The 14,322-nt window shown below is 44.7% G+C and carries 16 protein-coding genes; 7 read left to right on the top strand and 9 right to left on the bottom strand.

All coding sequences use genetic code 11. The annotated features are described in order from the left end of the window. The gene (locus AC5EF3_RS06695; protein ID WP_015826655.1) at positions 1 to 429 is read left to right on the top strand and encodes an MAPEG family protein; all 429 of its coding nucleotides are present in this window, start codon (positions 1 to 3) and stop codon (positions 427 to 429) included. On the opposite strand, the gene AC5EF3_RS06690 is transcribed toward AC5EF3_RS06695, so the two are convergent. After that, positions 426 to 2,624 carry a putative bifunctional diguanylate cyclase/phosphodiesterase gene (locus AC5EF3_RS06690; RefSeq protein ID WP_493547480.1) on the bottom strand — a complete coding sequence of 733 codons (2,199 nt, stop codon included), beginning with the start codon at positions 2,622 to 2,624 and terminating at the stop codon, positions 426 to 428. The genes AC5EF3_RS06695 and AC5EF3_RS06690 overlap by 4 nt on opposite strands. A 198-nt stretch (positions 2,625 to 2,822) precedes the next feature. Between AC5EF3_RS06690 and prfA the strand changes: the two genes are divergently transcribed. The 4 genes from prfA to AC5EF3_RS06670 all read left to right on the top strand — a co-directional run bounded on the left by prfA (position 2,823) and on the right by AC5EF3_RS06670 (position 6,291). Then, positions 2,823 to 3,902, top strand: a complete 1,080-nt coding sequence (gene prfA, locus AC5EF3_RS06685) for a peptide chain release factor 1 (RefSeq protein WP_015826657.1) — start codon at positions 2,823 to 2,825, stop codon at positions 3,900 to 3,902. Between the two features lie 29 nt (positions 3,903 to 3,931). Next, positions 3,932 to 4,711 carry an MOSC domain-containing protein gene (locus AC5EF3_RS06680; RefSeq protein ID WP_493547479.1) on the top strand — a complete coding sequence of 260 codons (780 nt, stop codon included), beginning with the start codon at positions 3,932 to 3,934 and terminating at the stop codon, positions 4,709 to 4,711. Beyond that, positions 4,712 to 5,578: a peptide chain release factor N(5)-glutamine methyltransferase gene (gene prmC, locus AC5EF3_RS06675; RefSeq protein ID WP_493547478.1), complete on the top strand. Its 867-nt coding sequence runs from the start codon at positions 4,712 to 4,714 to the stop codon at positions 5,576 to 5,578. It begins immediately after the preceding gene. 170 nt (positions 5,579 to 5,748) lie between these two features. After that, positions 5,749 to 6,291, top strand: a complete 543-nt coding sequence (locus AC5EF3_RS06670) for a DUF4167 domain-containing protein (RefSeq protein WP_015826660.1) — start codon at positions 5,749 to 5,751, stop codon at positions 6,289 to 6,291. Positions 6,292 to 6,421: 130 nt separating this feature from the next. Here AC5EF3_RS06670 and AC5EF3_RS06665 read toward each other — a convergent pair whose 3' ends face one another. From AC5EF3_RS06665 to AC5EF3_RS06635, 7 genes are all read right to left on the bottom strand, one after another. After that, the gene (locus tag AC5EF3_RS06665; protein ID WP_493547477.1) at positions 6,422 to 7,396 is read right to left on the bottom strand and encodes a DUF4349 domain-containing protein; all 975 of its coding nucleotides are present in this window, start codon (positions 7,394 to 7,396) and stop codon (positions 6,422 to 6,424) included. 109 nt (positions 7,397 to 7,505) lie between these two features. After that, the gene (nspC, locus tag AC5EF3_RS06660; protein WP_493547476.1) at positions 7,506 to 8,681 is read right to left on the bottom strand and encodes a carboxynorspermidine decarboxylase; all 1,176 of its coding nucleotides are present in this window, start codon (positions 8,679 to 8,681) and stop codon (positions 7,506 to 7,508) included. A gap of 75 nt (positions 8,682 to 8,756) precedes the next feature. Beyond that, positions 8,757 to 9,137 (bottom strand): hypothetical protein, encoded by a 381-nt coding sequence (locus AC5EF3_RS06655; RefSeq protein WP_493547475.1) that lies wholly within the window; start codon positions 9,135 to 9,137, stop codon positions 8,757 to 8,759. Further along, entirely contained in the window at positions 9,134 to 9,628 is a 495-nt protein-coding gene (locus AC5EF3_RS06650) for a heavy-metal-associated domain-containing protein (protein WP_493547474.1), read from the bottom strand. Before AC5EF3_RS06650 ends, AC5EF3_RS06655 begins: the two co-directional genes overlap by 4 nt. 15 nt (positions 9,629 to 9,643) lie before the next feature. Continuing rightward, positions 9,644 to 10,297 (bottom strand): hypothetical protein, encoded by a 654-nt coding sequence (locus AC5EF3_RS06645; protein WP_493547473.1) that lies wholly within the window; start codon positions 10,295 to 10,297, stop codon positions 9,644 to 9,646. A 68-nt stretch (positions 10,298 to 10,365) separates the two neighbouring features. Further along, positions 10,366 to 10,761 (bottom strand): hypothetical protein, encoded by a 396-nt coding sequence (locus tag AC5EF3_RS06640; protein WP_493547472.1) that lies wholly within the window; start codon positions 10,759 to 10,761, stop codon positions 10,366 to 10,368. 140 nt (positions 10,762 to 10,901) lie between these two features. Continuing rightward, positions 10,902 to 11,447 (bottom strand): helix-turn-helix domain-containing protein, encoded by a 546-nt coding sequence (locus AC5EF3_RS06635; protein ID WP_493547471.1) that lies wholly within the window; start codon positions 11,445 to 11,447, stop codon positions 10,902 to 10,904. 265 nt (positions 11,448 to 11,712) lie between these two features. Here AC5EF3_RS06635 and AC5EF3_RS06630 point away from each other — a divergent pair, with 265 nt between their 5' ends. After that, a complete protein-coding gene (locus tag AC5EF3_RS06630) occupies positions 11,713 to 11,958 on the top strand; it encodes a hypothetical protein (protein ID WP_493547470.1) in 246 nt (81 codons plus the stop codon). Positions 11,959 to 12,049: 91 nt separating this feature from the next. Then, positions 12,050 to 12,865, top strand: coding sequence for a DUF2306 domain-containing protein (locus AC5EF3_RS06625; protein ID WP_493547469.1), 816 nt, complete (start codon positions 12,050 to 12,052; stop codon positions 12,863 to 12,865). 144 nt (positions 12,866 to 13,009) lie between these two features. On the opposite strand, the gene AC5EF3_RS06620 is transcribed toward AC5EF3_RS06625, so the two are convergent. Then, positions 13,010 to 14,194: a saccharopine dehydrogenase family protein gene (locus tag AC5EF3_RS06620; RefSeq protein ID WP_493547468.1), complete on the bottom strand. Its 1,185-nt coding sequence runs from the start codon at positions 14,192 to 14,194 to the stop codon at positions 13,010 to 13,012. Between the last annotated feature and the right edge of the window lie 128 nt (positions 14,195 to 14,322).

Raw genomic sequence — 14,322 nt, 5'->3', positions numbered from 1 at the left:
ATGACGATGTTAACGCCTGTCTTGCTGCTAATCGTTTGGACGCTAATCATCCTTGTGTTGTTGGCTTCTAGGCGGCTTCCTTCCATTATAGCCAATGCCAAAAAAGGTATATATCCGTCTAAGCGAACTCAGGAATTAGCGGGCCTGCCAGAGAAATCAATTTGGACGTCCGATAATCACACTCACCTGCATGAGCAACCAACGCTTTTTTATGCGCTATGTTTGTATTCTCATCTCGTTGGTGTCGCAGATAATATCAATATAGGCTTGGCGTTTGCTTATGTTGTTTTGCGTGTGATCCACTCGATAATCCAAACAAGCACAAACAATATAATCTGGCGTTTCCGGGTATTTATGACGGGCACGGCCATTTTAATGATTATCGCACTTAGAAATGTATGGGCGTTATTTGCAGGATATCTCGTTTAAGAGATTTTTTGCAGCCTTTGTTGATCATTGCGATCTTTGAATTTTTTCATAATCTGCACGATAGATTTTTCTTCAAGCGGTTTGGAGAAGAGATAGCCCTGCAGATAAGCACATCCACGTTTTCGCAAGGAATCGCGTTGCTCGATGGTTTCCACGCCTTCTGCAGTCACGGACAGTCCAAGGCTTTCTCCGAGGCTGAGAATGGCCTGAACGACTGCTGAAGCATCTTCTCTCACACCAATAGACGCCACGAAACTCTGATCTATTTTCAGCTTATCAACTTGATGACGGCGCAAATAGGAGAGGGAAGAATACCCAGTACCAAAATCATCCAGCGCGATTTTGAAGCCTGCAGCTTTGAGAATTTTGAGCGTTTTAGCGACGCGAGGTGAATCCTCTAGTAAAACAGATTCAGTGATTTCCAACTCAATCTGATCTGGACGAATGTTATACTCAGATGCAAGTGCGATAATTTTATGTGGATAATTGTCTTGATGAAGCTCTTTGGCAGATACATTCACGGCCATTGTGACTTCTGGCCATTTAAGCGCTGTTTTAAAGGCTTCTTTCATCACAAATTCATCAAGTGCAATAACCAGATTGGTTTCTTCAGCGACGGGTATAAAATCAACTGGAGATACATTGCCACGTACCGGATGTTCCCAGCGTATCAGGGCTTCAAATCCACGTATGTGCCGACCATTGGCAGAAACTTGAGGCTGATAGACAACTCTTAGTCCATTTTTATCTGGCTCTTGCAAAGCTTGCCGTAGATCGCGCTCAATTTTGTGTTTGTGCTTTAATTCAGCATCCATTTCGTCTTCAAAGAAGCAATATTGATCGCGTCCGGCTTCTTTAGCCTTATAGAGGGCTATGTCCGCGCGACGATGAATTTCTTCTTGTTGAGATTCTCCGGTTGCATCTATTGCGATACCGATTGAGGCCGAGACATAAACTTCAGTATTGTTGATGACGAATGCGCGGGCCATTTGTTCGTTTATGCGCCGCGCTAATCTGGATACTGTATTGGTTGATGTGGCTTCAATCTGGATAACGGCAAATTCATCTCCACCAATTCTGGCGACGGTATCATTGGCGCGGCATGCATCTTTCAAGCGGGTTGCTGCTTGACGGATTAATTCATCACCTGCCGGATGGCCCATCGTGTCATTGATATCTTTGAATTTATCCAAATCAATGAGATGCAGCGCAAACCCTTCTCTACCGCGTTTTACATCAGCCTTGGCTGTTTCGATTTGTTTTTTCAGCAGCATTCTGTTGGCGAGGCCCGTCAACGGGTCGTGAAGGGCAAGTTTTTGAGCTTCTTGATGGCTGAATATAATGTCATTTGATAAAGCTGTTGCCCGTTTCCAAGCAAGAAATGAAATAATACCAATGATCACGGCCACTAAAAGTATGGTCGGAAGGAAATGCTTGATGGCAGTAATTCCAGGTAAATGTCTTTGCCATGACAACCAGCCAACAATTTTACCGTCGGAGGATTTTAAGTCTAAAACATAAAGGTCAGCACGCTGCTTTGGTGGATGAGTTCCAGCGATAACTTTTAGATTTAGTGGGATTAAAAAAGAATGTGAGAATATGCTTTCGACCGGTGTCGCAATGTATAGATATCTGACTCGGTCAAACATAGAGATTTCGCGTGCTGATACATGATAGACTTCGTCATTGAGAATGAGTTTATCAGACGCAAAATTTTGATTTGGAGACAATTGGATTTTATCTCTTAGGCGCTTGAGGCTCGGGGATAAAATTTGTAAGTCTGTAGGATAAATTGAGATGTCGGATGCATCACGAAATAGAATATGGCCTTCTATATCGGAAATGAGAATATCCGTGGTTCCGAGTCTATCGGCAAAGCGTTGTGTTAGTTTTGTATGAATTTCTCTTTTACTCAGAGAATCAAAGAACATATCTGTTGTTCCAGGAAGCGCTAACAGAGATTCCGTCATGTCTTGGGTTATGCTGGTCTGTGATTCTAAAATAGCGCCAAATAAAACGTTTTGCCTTTTTTGAGCGATCTCATCGCCTTTAAAACTGACGAGCCATAATACCACGAAAATAAGACTGATTGATATTCCGACTAGAATCAGAAGGGATTTCATCGGTACTTCACGCATCTTGTCCGGTGCGGCAGCTTGAAATTTACTTTTTATATCTGCAATTAAGCTAGCCAAGCGTCTGCCTCATCAAAATATCAATTCATCATAAATTGTTACTTGCGTTTAGTTAATAATCTTCGACTGCAATTATATGAATTGATTAGCATTTGCGCTTAGCCGGATTTATTTGCGCATACAATTTGTCCAAGGGGAGTGACGTAGGCCGTTAGTCGATATAAACCTTCGCGATTAGCTATTAGAAAGACGTAATTCATGGCAGCAGTTTCTGCAGAGCGCCTAACGCAGGTAATTGATAGATTTGAACAAACTGAGGCACGGATGTCTGTTGCGACAGACCCCACAGAAATTGTCCAGCTTTCTAAAGATCATGCTGAGCTAAAGCTTGTTGCTGATAAAGCACGAGAGCTTATGGATGCGCGTGAAGCATTGGCTGAAGCGGATGCTATTTTAAGCGATAAAGATTCTGACGCTGACATGAAAGAACTAGCGCAAGAAGAGCGCGAAGAATTAAAATCAAGTTTGCCCGAACTTGAGCAATCTTTGCAGCTATTGCTATTGCCCAAAGATGAAGATGACGAAGCAAACGCCATGCTTGAGGTGCGGGCTGGAACAGGTGGCGATGAAGCTGCTTTGTTTGCTGGTGATTTATTCCGTATGTATCAGCGCTATGCCCAGATTCAAGGTTGGAAGCTGGACATAGAAAGCCAGTCTGAAGGTGATGCTGGTGGATATAAAGAGATTATCGCATCCGTTACCGGTAAGGGTGTGTTTGGTAAAATGAAGTTTGAATCGGGTGTTCACCGAGTTCAGCGCGTTCCCAAAACTGAAAGTGCTGGGCGCATTCACACATCTGCTGCAAGTGTCGCTGTTTTGCCAGCTCCTGAACAGGTGAATATTGAGATTAAACCCGAAGAAATTCGTATTGATACGATGCGGTCTTCTGGTGCGGGTGGACAACACGTCAATACAACCGACTCTGCTGTGCGTATTATTCACTTGCCCACGAATATAATGGTGACATCTTCCGAGAAATCTCAACATGCCAACCGCGCCCGCGCGATGGAAATGTTGAAAATTCGCCTCTATGAAAAAGAGCGTGCTGAAAAAGATGCCGCTATGGCAGATGCGCGTAAAACCCAAGTTGGCTCAGGGGACCGGTCTGAAAAAATCAGGACTTACAATTTTCCTGAAAATCGTGTGTCAGACCACCGTATCAAGCTGACACTCTACAAATTAGAACAAATTTTAGCGGGCGACTCGATTTCTGAAGTCATTGATGCATTAATTGCAGAAGATCAGGCCGCTAGACTTGCCGCTATGGAAGAAGGTTGATTCTAAAGTCACCTGACTGGAGATGAGTTATGACTTCTTCTACAGCACATGTTGAGAGTTTGTGGCGTCACCCAATTAAAGGGTTTACACCAGAATCTTTAAAACAGGTTTTTCTCGAAGCAGGTGGATATTTTCCCAATGATCGGATGTTTGCCATTGAAGATGGTCCATCCGGTTTTGATCCTGACGAACCCAAACATATTTCTAAAATGCGTTTCGCGGTTTTGGCGCGGTCTGCCAAAATTGCTAATTTTGAAACAATGTATCTTGATGACCGCCAAGAGTTAGAAATTTTTGAACGAGACGAAAACTGCATTTGCCGTTTTGACATGTCGTCTGATGAAGGCTTTGAGGATTTATCTGACTGGCTAACAAACAGGTTGGGGGATGAATTTAACGGTCCTTTGAAAGTAATTGCTGCACCTAATGACCATCGTTTTATTGATCATTTTACTGCTGGATTTGTATCGCTCATAAATTCAAATTCGGTTGAGGCTTTGGCCGCTGCATCACAAACTGAAATTGGTTTTCAACGTTTTCGTCCGAACATCGTTTTTAGTGCAGATGTTTGGATGGAAGATCATTGGAGCAAAGGGCAAAGGCTAAAAATTGGTGGTACGGAATTGGAAATTTTAGCACCAACTGTGCGCTGTAAGGCCACGCATGCCAACCCTGAAACAGCTCGATACGATGTCGACACTGTTTCGTTACTCATGCAACACTTTAAACGCAGAACAATGGGAATTTATGCACAAATAGTGAAGACTGGTTTTGTCGCTATTGGAGATAAATTGGAAGTTCTCGAATAAATGAATGAAACTGTGCAGACTTATTCTGATGCTTTGAGATTAGCTGCTCAAAAGCTTGCAAGTGCGGATGTTGAGGGGCCTCTCAGGGATGCACGGCGGTTGATGGAGCTTGCTGCTGGGATGTCTACAACGGACCTCATAGCAGAAGAAAATACCCAAATACCGCCTCAAATCAGTGCTAAGTTCAGCGCTTTTATCCAACGGCGTCTTGAGGGGGAACCTGTTTCTCGAATTGCGGGTAGACGAGAGTTTTGGGGATTAGAATTTGTCATAACATCTGACGTTTTAGATCCGCGCCCAGACACTGAAACGCTCGTCGAGCTAGTGCTGAGTGAATGGAAAAGCGATTATAAGAATGTTCTTGATCTGGGAACGGGCAGCGGATGTATTCTTTTATCCATACTCAGCGAAAAATTAAGTGCGCAAGGCTTGGGTTTGGATCAAAGCGAAAAAGCTTTGGGAGTTGCAACTAAAAATGCTGAAAAATTAGAACTTAAGCAATGTGCTCGCTTTCAGAATTCAAATTGGTTTGATGCGCTAACGCCTGAACAAAAGTTCGATGTTATCGTGTCAAATCCTCCTTATATCCCGTCTGCTGATATTGAAGTGTTAGATATCGACGTAAAAAAATACGATCCGCTATCCGCGCTTGATGGCGGCGAAGATGGGTATGATGATTACAGGCATATAATTTCAAAAGCCAAAGTGCACTTGAATAAAAATGGGCTGATTGCGTTTGAGGTTGGCTTTAATCAAGCTGAAAAAGTATGCGAACTCCTCGAAAATGAGAAGTTTATCCATATAAATGTGCGTAAGGACCTATCTGGCGTGAAAAGATGTGTTTACGGCTACGCTTCAAGCGTGTAATACAAATATATGCAAGCGGGGCTTGGAAAGCGAACTATCGCACGCTAGGCTCCTAACAGTCAGTAAGCGAATCACTGGATTTCTCGCTTTGACGGCGCAACATCAGAATACGACTATCGCGCAAAGGGCCTCTAATCGGGCCAGCTTTAACTAGATTAGGATATGGATATATGAAGCGTCAGCGTGGGCGCGGGCGGAAGCCCAATAATTCGGGCAATCGTTCGCTCGAAAGCAACGGACCTGAAGTTAAGATCCGTGGCTCAGCCAGCCAAATTTATGAAAAGTATGTTCAGTATGCGCGAGATGCGCAAACTGCGGGGGATCGTGTGAAGGCTGAAAATTTATTTCAGCACGCTGAGCACTATTACCGTATCATGCAGGCAAATATGCCAAAAGATCGGCCTCAGCATCAGAATAATCGTGATGATGCAGAGCAATCTTCAGATGCAGAAGAAACGACTGAAGCAGTTGCTGTATCCACGACAACGAATGAAGCTGTGGAAGATCCGCTTCAAGTTGTTGATGCTAGTGGTGATTCTGATAATGAATTGTCCAATGATGAAGCTGAAGAAGCAGAAAAAGCACCTCCTAAGAAGCGTGTGCGTCGTCCGCGTCGTAAACCTGTTGAAGCAACTGAATCTAAACCAGATGAAGAAGCGCGTTCTGCTCTTGATACATTGGCTGAACAACAAGCTGAAATCGCTGGAAATTAATAAACCGAGAGTTTATCAGTTTTAAAAAAGGCCGCTCAAGCAATTGAGCGGCCTTTTTACTGCTATTGAAAACAGTATGTAGTTCCCCTTCATTCTCAAATAGGAATGAAGGGGTGATTTGACTAGAGGATTATGAGTTTGCTTCTGGTGGTGTCGGTGCTGGGCTGGCATTGTCTACCAATACAGCTTTTTCTTGTTTGTTTTTACGCCAGACTTTGCGATAGACCCAACGGCCAAACCACAACAATCCACCTATGACGGGTAACCAAGGTATAATCACGGCAATTGCTGTAACGACCGCTCCAAGTGCGCCCGCAAAATTCTTAAAGAAATTGCCAAAAGCATCCGCGAGAGGTGCCCAGACAGAACGTGATGTAACCGTTGATTTTGCTGAATAATTCATGTGAAGATTTGACATTGCTACACGCTGACGTAAGGCCGCCAATATGCTTGCATTTGCATCAATATCTGACTGCACGCGTGATAACTCACGTTCTAATTCAATAAGGTCACCCAACTCGCTTGGACGATCTGTGAGCAATGCCTGTAGGCGGTCACGTAAAGTGAGTTGCGCTTTTAGGCGTGCATCTGTGTCCACAATTTGCGTTGATAAATCTTGTGCACTTGTGCTGGCGCTTGTGATTTTAGAGTCGGTTTTCTTGAGATCTTTTGGAAGGTCCTGAAAAAATTCAGTAATCCATTCAGGTGTCGCACGAATGTGCAGGTTTGCACTTGCCCATTCTTCGCCAATTCCATTTTGATTTGAGTTGACCACCATACATTTTTGAAAGCCAGCTTGTTCACACATCTTTTGGTGAGATGTGACCACGCGTTCAACGTCTTTTGCTGGTGACTCGATTGAGCGATTATGCGTGTACGCTAGCATTGGTCCAGTGGAAGCTGTTGCTCCGTCAGTTGGAACGGGTACTGGCGAAGGAGACGCCATTTTTCGTTCCATCATGTCTTCTGATGCCTGAACCATTGCAGCTGGAGCAAAGTCAGCTTCAGAATATTCCATATTCATGGCACCGCTGGCTTTTTCATCGCTACCACCACATGCAGACAGTGCGATCAAAGCTGCTGAAAATAATAGAACTTTTTTCATGAGTGTCCCTCTCAAGATTGATTTGATCCAAGCCTGACCTTGAATTCAGACAGTATTAAGACGCAATAAAGACTTTGCGTCAAAGTAAGTCTTTGTGACAGCTATAATTTTAGCTCAGCCTATTCTTATAGTCTTCATACCCAAAACGCCGAACAATCTCGATTTTTCCAGTGGCAGGGTCCGCAATCGCTATAGAAGGAAGGCGCACACCATTAAAGGTGGATGTTTTAACCATCGTATAGTGGCCCATATCTAGAAAAATCAGCTTTTGGCCAATTTCTAGCGGCTTATCGAATGAATAATCACCTACAACATCGCCGGCTAAACATGATAAGCCGCCCAATCGGTATGTGTGTACTTTCTCATTGGGTTCGTCGCCGCCGACAATATCGGGTCGGTATGGCATTTCCAAAATATCAGGCATGTGGGCTGTGGCGCTTGTGTCTAGGATAGCGATATCCATTGCATTGTGCATGATATCCATCACTTCTGTGACGAGGACACCTGTACGGATCGCAATCGCTTCACCTGGTTCTAAATACACTTCAACGCCGTATTTTTCTTTGATGCGTTTTACAAGGTGAACGAGGCGTTCCACATCATAATCTGGGCGTGTAATATGGTGACCGCCGCCAAAATTCAGCCATTTTAAACCGGGGATGAGATCACCAAAATCACGTTCGAACACTTCTAAGGAACGTTCAAGTGAATCCGAATCTAGTTCGCACAATGTGTGAAAGTGTAAGCCTTCTAGTCCTTCTAAACCGTCAGCAGGAATTTGGTCGCGCGGTGCACCAAGGCGCGATTTGGGGGCGGCTGGATCATACAGTTCAACTTCCGTTTCACGGTGTCCGTGATTGACGCGCAAGCCGAATGACACTTTGCGTCCCCCATTTGCTTTGGCTTCTTCGTAAATTGGCAGGAAACGTTTGGCTTGATTCACCGAGTTGAAAACGATGTGGTCACATAGGGTTAGGAGTTCACGAAAATCAGCCTCTGAATAGGCGGGGGCGCATGCGTGGACTTCGCCGCCAAATTCTTCTGCGCCAAGGCGGGCTTCGGCGGTAGAGGAGGATGTGACGCCGGGGAGGTATTTCATGATTGTGGGAGCAAATGCCCACATCGCAAAGCCTTTTAAGGCCAGCAATATCTTTGCGCCTGAGCGGTCTTGCACGTCTTTTAGAATGGCAAGATTTCCTTCTAGTGCGCCTTTATCTACAATAAAAACTGGCGTTTCGATGTTTGAGATATCGAATTCAAATGGGCGGTTGGGATAAAGGGACATAAAAGCCAATCCGTTGTTTATATCAGATTGGCTTTTATCTAAGAATTAGACTTTCTCCAAGTCATTCATTTCAGCTTAGAGCAAAAGGTCAGCTGCGAAGAAGGCGAAAAAGCCTCCGACGAGATAACAAATTGCTGCGACGCTTAATATGATGGTTCCTGCACGTCGCCAGAAAGTGCAGGTTTTTGCGAGTTTGGGATCAATTGGACATGGAGCATTCCGGTTGAGCCATTTCACTAAAGCTGCCAGCAAAAGCATTATTCCCGATATGATGAACAATTCTTTTTTATGAGCTGTTAACCATATAAGTCCTGGAATATTAGCGGTTAAGCCAGCCATGACAGCGCCTGCACCGAGTGTGATGAGAAGGGCTGGCAGGGCGCAGCATACCAATGTTGAGGCGCTTGCAAATAGCGCTAAAGACGGCGCTGTTGCTTCTCGTAACCAGAGTTTCATTGCGTTGATTCAACTTTTTCTGATGCGATATGAGTGATGTTGGAAGTGCGGTATCCTGCTTTTTTTACAAGCTTTTCAATGGCTTCATCTGATAATGATTGATTTGGAGCAAACACAAGATTGAGTGTTTTTGTATCAAGATCGACATGTACAGCAGCGACTTCGTCTTTTTTGCCGAACGTTTTGTTCATGGCTTTTGCGCAAAAATCACACACAACACCTAAAACATTGACCACTGCAGCGTCTCCGCCTTGTGATAAAGCTGCCAGTATTTCAGGTGATTTTACCAATTTAGTGTGTGCTGTGTGCTCACTTTCTGTGGTGTGCGTGTCGTCCTGATGTGCATCATGTGCGTGGTCGCTGTGATTATGGTCTTCATGCATGTCGTGAGCGGCATTTTCATGCTCTGAATGCATTTTATGCGATTGTTCCTGAGCCAAAGCTGGCGAAATTGAGAGAAGCATTGCGCAAGTGATAATTGAATATTTCATTGATCTGGTTCCGATCTAAAATCTGTAGGTAAAATTGATAAGCGGCTCGTCGTCTGTGACGCTCCAGCCAAGTTCAAAAAGGGCAGCGCCTTTAAACAAGCGCACTAAAGGTGTGACGCCGACTTCTTCTTCATTATCGGGACGATGATCGACTTCGACCATCAGCCATGTGTGCAGATCGCCGGTGTCACCCTCATAGGGTGCCCATCCGGCGCGTGCGGCTTGCATGACTGATCCATCAATTTGTCCACCCTCTAGATAGCGTGCTTTATAAGAGGCAAATAATGTGCGTGTTTCCCAATCTGCCAACAGGCCGACATAGGCCATCTCGTCTTGGTCGATTGGATTGTTGTTGACACCTTCTGCCCAGCCTGCTCCCGCAAAGGCATAGAGATTGGCTTGGTAATCTTCACCAAACCAACGTTTAGCAAGATAGGTAAGTTGAGGGCCATGCAGGGCGATATCTTCCTGACGGTCCCATTCGCTTTTCCACCCAATAGAGTATGAAGCGTTTGGTGTGTAATGGACTAAAAGCGATGTGCTTTGCCGGTCCGTTTCTTCGATGACTGTCCAGCCGCCTTCATAGGAGACGGGGCGTGCAAATGCGGGTGAGGCTGCGTAAACACTTAAAGCCGTTCCCAAAGCTGTCATCGTCGCGAGTGTTCGCAATATGATATTTCCTTTTGAACAAGTTTATTCAGAATGGCGGACAGAGTCCGCCTGTGAATTGAACGGGTTCAAATGGTTCGCGGTGGGGGAGGTTCTAGGGCGTAGGTTTTTTCAAAACCAGCCTCATCGCTCAAGCTGAAATGAGCGGATATTAAGGGGATGTAGAGGGCGAAATCACCGACAGTGACACTGACGGGAATAGCTGAACAGCCAGCACAATCAGGTCCGCCATCACAATCTTCAGGACAGCTTCCATGTGATTTTCCATGCATATCATGTTGGGCTGTTGGTGCTGCATTGTGGCCATCATGCTGATCAGGGTGTGCTGCATGCGTGCGGCTTGTTTGCTCATCACGTGTGGTTGAATGAGGAGATGCTGATTTAACACCCATTGCATGCGCGCAAGCACTGCTTGTTCCAAGCAGGCCAGAGACTAAAAACGCAAGGGCGATCAGAAATTTCATAATGCCTAAAATAAGGGTGTTTTGTATTTAGTCCAGTCACAAATGCGAGAGGTGGTGTTTGCCCAAAGGCGACGGATGAACAGAACAATTTTGGGAACTACATGCCGTTTTGACAGATGCTGTCATCAGGTGTTTTGGGTCTAATTTTTGTCTGGCGACCTCTTGTTACGGTATGAAGTTGGACTTTCCCCAGTCTCCTCTTTAAAGGCTCTATTAAAAGGTCCAATTGAGGAAAAACCACATTCAAATGCGATCACTAGAATAGAGACATCTTTGCTACCCTCTGATTCCAGCATGCTTTTCGCTGCTTCTATACGGTAATGGTTGATCATGTGGTTGAAGTTTCGAAAACCAAGCAAGCCAGTTATACAATTCCTTACATTATGATCACTTTCACCGAGTGCGTTGGCCAAGCCTGAAAGCTTTAAATCATGATTGAGGAATAATTTCTCTGTATTCAGTTGCTCTAGGATACGTTGAGATAGGACTTGCTCCTCTTCGGTCACATCCGTTAGGACGCGTTGTTTTCGCTTAGCTTTTGGGTGATGGTGTTTGTTGCGATATCTCCACCCCCACACATTTAGAAGAATAACAATTCCCGCACAAAGTAATTTTATCGTATCACTTGATCTATCAGCCCAAGAATTATCCGATACACCGTTCAGCCATATGACGGAAATAGCCATTAATCCCGCATAAATTGATGAGTAAACTAACCGGAACCGTTTTTCACTAAGAGGAAAATCTTTACTATAATTAGACCAAGCTTCCAGTGGAGCGAGTAGTAATACTGCCGAGCTTAAGAGAGTATGTAGGCTAGCCGCCATTCTAATCCCAGTAAAAAGGATTCCAGTTTCAGCTCGTTTCGTGGCAAATGCATCGATTAAAATCCCAGTTGTCACGAGCAAGGCAACCACACAGATTGGCCATGCGTCTTTTTGGAAATCGGGCTTGAATAAAGCTCTGGCTAGCAACCAGGAAAAACCACAGCTAGCAGTTCCGGCAGCGCCAATGAGTATACCCCAACTTCCCCAATTAAATGTGGTGGAAAGAATATACGAGCTTATCGATATAAAAAATGCAATGGCAACAATATCGAGGGGCCGCTTTTCCCAAGCTGTCGATTTCAGTATCCGCTTCTCAGAGTGGGTAAATGGTAGTCTGATGGTAATTTCTCGTACTAAATTAGTTTTTTAATAGCCGATTTCGAAATCAGTAAGACTCAATCGCCTAAAAACAACAATTAGTCCCTAGGTTCAATTTTGCAATCTTACACTAGGGACGTAACATGACAAAGCCTTCAACTTTAAAGCAATCGCGTGTATTTCAAAATCTCTTAGATTGGTCGGAAAGTGCTTGGTTTATAACCGCCGCGATTGGTCAGTTGGGTTTTATCGTCTTTATCATCGGTTTCTACGGCACCCGCATTTTTTCTAGGAACATTGCCGCTTGGAATGATAAAAATCTGATTGACGGCTATATTGAAGGTGATTTGGCAGGCAATTTGATGTTTGCTATTCACGTGCTTATAGCGGCTGTTATGATTTTGTCGGGGTTAATACAACTTACACCCCAAATCCGTAAACGTGCCCCTCATATTCATCGAATTTCTGGTCGGATCTATCTCGTCACAGCTTGCTTTTTGGCTGTTGGCGGACTTTGGATGACATGGATCAGAGGGACTCATCTAAACATTATTGGTGCATATGCGATCACATTAAATGCGATTCTGATCTTAGTGTGTGCATATAACACGGTAAAAAATGCTATTCGTAGAGATATAAAAACGCATCAGCGCTGGGCAATGCGCCTGTTTATGGTTGCAAATGGTGTGTGGTTTATGCGCGTCTCAATTATGGCGTGGATGATCATTGCGGGTGGACCCGTTGGGATGAACCAAGATATGTCAGGTCCGGCTAATCATGTGATGGCATTTGGTTGTTATCTTATACCTTTAGCGCTGTATGAGCTTTACCGAATTTCTAGACAAATTCCATCAATTGGGGTCAAAATAGCAACGACCATATTGGTGTGTATTGCAATAGTGTTTACCGGCCTTGGAGTTTTCGGAACGATCAACTCTATGTGGATGCCATATCTATAAGTGTTTGCTTTTGGCGAATAGTTGCCGTCCGTATTCTTAGACTGGATTTCTGCCTACGCAGGAAAATCGGAATGAGAGGGATGTTTTGACGATTTTTTTTCCACCAAACAAAAAGGGCAGCCTGTAAGCTGCCCTCTATAATTTTTACATGTCCATGACGTGCCATGGTAGGCCAGATGGGCCGAGGCGTTCTAGGAATGGGTCAGGGTCGTTTTGTTCCATATTCCACACGCCGGGCTGGCGCCATTTGCCAGTCGCGATCATTTCAGCGCCTACAACAGCAGGGACACCTGTTGTGTAGGAAACAGCTTGTGCGCCAACTTCTTTGTAAGTCTCTTCATGGTCACAAATATTGTAAATGAAGCTTGTGCGCTCTTTGCCGTCTTTTGTGCCTTTTACCAGACACCCGATAGAGGTTTTACCTGTATAGTTTGGCGCAAGGCTGGCAGGGTCTGGCAATAGAGCTTGCAAAAATTGGATTGGCACAATTTGCTGGCCTTGGAACTCAATCGGTTTGATGCTGTCGAGGCCAAGGTTTTGGATAACGTCTAGGTGTTTGAGATAGGCTTCACCAAATGTCATCCAGAAACGAATGCGCTTTAGGCCTTTAATGTTTTGGCACAGGCTTTCCATTTCTTCGTGGTAAAGAAGAAAGGCTTTGCGCTCTCCCACGCCGGGGAAATCAAACATCATGGATTGTTCTAATGGTTCTGTTTCGATCCACTCGCCATTTTCCCAATAACGGCCATTTGCTGTGATCTCGCGAATGTTGATTTCAGGGTTGAAATTGGTCGCGAATGGGTGGCCGTGATCGCCGCCATTACAGTCAAGAATGTCGATTGTTTCGATTGTGTCGAATAGGTTTTTCTGCGCGTGGGCACAGAACATGTTGGTGACGCCCGGATCAAAACCAGAGCCAAGCAGGGCAGTTAGGCCAGCTTCTTTGAAGCGCTCTTGAAAAGCCCATTGCTCTTTATATTCAAATTTTGCTGTGTCTGGGTGCTCATAATTGGCTGTGTCCAGATAGTGGACACCGGCCTGCAAACAAGCCTCCATTAATGTGAGGTCTTGATATGGAAGCGCGACGTTAATGACGAGGTCTGGTCCAAAGCTTTTAATCAGCTCAACTGTTTGCGCGACATTGTCTGCATCAACGGAAGCTGTTGCGATTGTGACGCCGGTTTTTTCTTTTACGGATGCTGCGATATCGTCACATTTAGAAACTGTGCGGCTGGCGAGCATGATGTCTGTGAAGACCGGGCTCATAGCAAGCTTGTGAGCAACCACTGTGCCGACGCCGCCGGCACCTATTTGAAGAACTTTTGTCATGAGAATATATCCTCTAATGCCAAAGCGCAGGCATGCGCGTTCACGGCGTGATAATTATGTTTAACAGGAAAAAGCTCTGTACCGAAGGTCTATTCGGTACAGAAATCTAGAAAATTTTAAGCGGAATA

It is taken from the genome of Hirschia sp., from assembly GCF_058892565.1.
The sequence above is the reverse complement of the archived record's forward strand: the minus strand, read 5'-3'. Positions and strand labels throughout refer to the sequence as shown.

Coding starts and splice junctions, on each gene's coding strand:
- AC5EF3_RS06695 (WP_015826655.1), top strand. CDS start 1: ATGACGATGTTAACGCCTGTCTTGCTGCTAATCGTTTGGACGCTAATC.
- prfA (WP_015826657.1), top strand. CDS start 2,823: ATGGCAGCAGTTTCTGCAGAGCGCCTAACGCAGGTAATTGATAGATTT.
- AC5EF3_RS06680 (WP_493547479.1), top strand. CDS start 3,932: ATGACTTCTTCTACAGCACATGTTGAGAGTTTGTGGCGTCACCCAATT.
- prmC (WP_493547478.1), top strand. CDS start 4,712: ATGAATGAAACTGTGCAGACTTATTCTGATGCTTTGAGATTAGCTGCT.
- AC5EF3_RS06670 (WP_015826660.1), top strand. CDS start 5,749: ATGAAGCGTCAGCGTGGGCGCGGGCGGAAGCCCAATAATTCGGGCAAT.
- AC5EF3_RS06665 (WP_493547477.1), bottom strand. CDS start 7,396: ATGAAAAAAGTTCTATTATTTTCAGCAGCTTTGATCGCACTGTCTGCA.
- nspC (WP_493547476.1), bottom strand. CDS start 8,681: ATGTCCCTTTATCCCAACCGCCCATTTGAATTCGATATCTCAAACATC.
- AC5EF3_RS06655 (WP_493547475.1), bottom strand. CDS start 9,137: ATGAAACTCTGGTTACGAGAAGCAACAGCGCCGTCTTTAGCGCTATTT.
- AC5EF3_RS06650 (WP_493547474.1), bottom strand. CDS start 9,628: ATGAAATATTCAATTATCACTTGCGCAATGCTTCTCTCAATTTCGCCA.
- AC5EF3_RS06640 (WP_493547472.1), bottom strand. CDS start 10,761: ATGAAATTTCTGATCGCCCTTGCGTTTTTAGTCTCTGGCCTGCTTGGA.
- AC5EF3_RS06635 (WP_493547471.1), bottom strand. CDS start 11,447: ATGGCTATTTCCGTCATATGGCTGAACGGTGTATCGGATAATTCTTGG.
- AC5EF3_RS06625 (WP_493547469.1), top strand. CDS start 12,050: ATGACAAAGCCTTCAACTTTAAAGCAATCGCGTGTATTTCAAAATCTC.
- AC5EF3_RS06620 (WP_493547468.1), bottom strand. CDS start 14,194: ATGACAAAAGTTCTTCAAATAGGTGCCGGCGGCGTCGGCACAGTGGTT.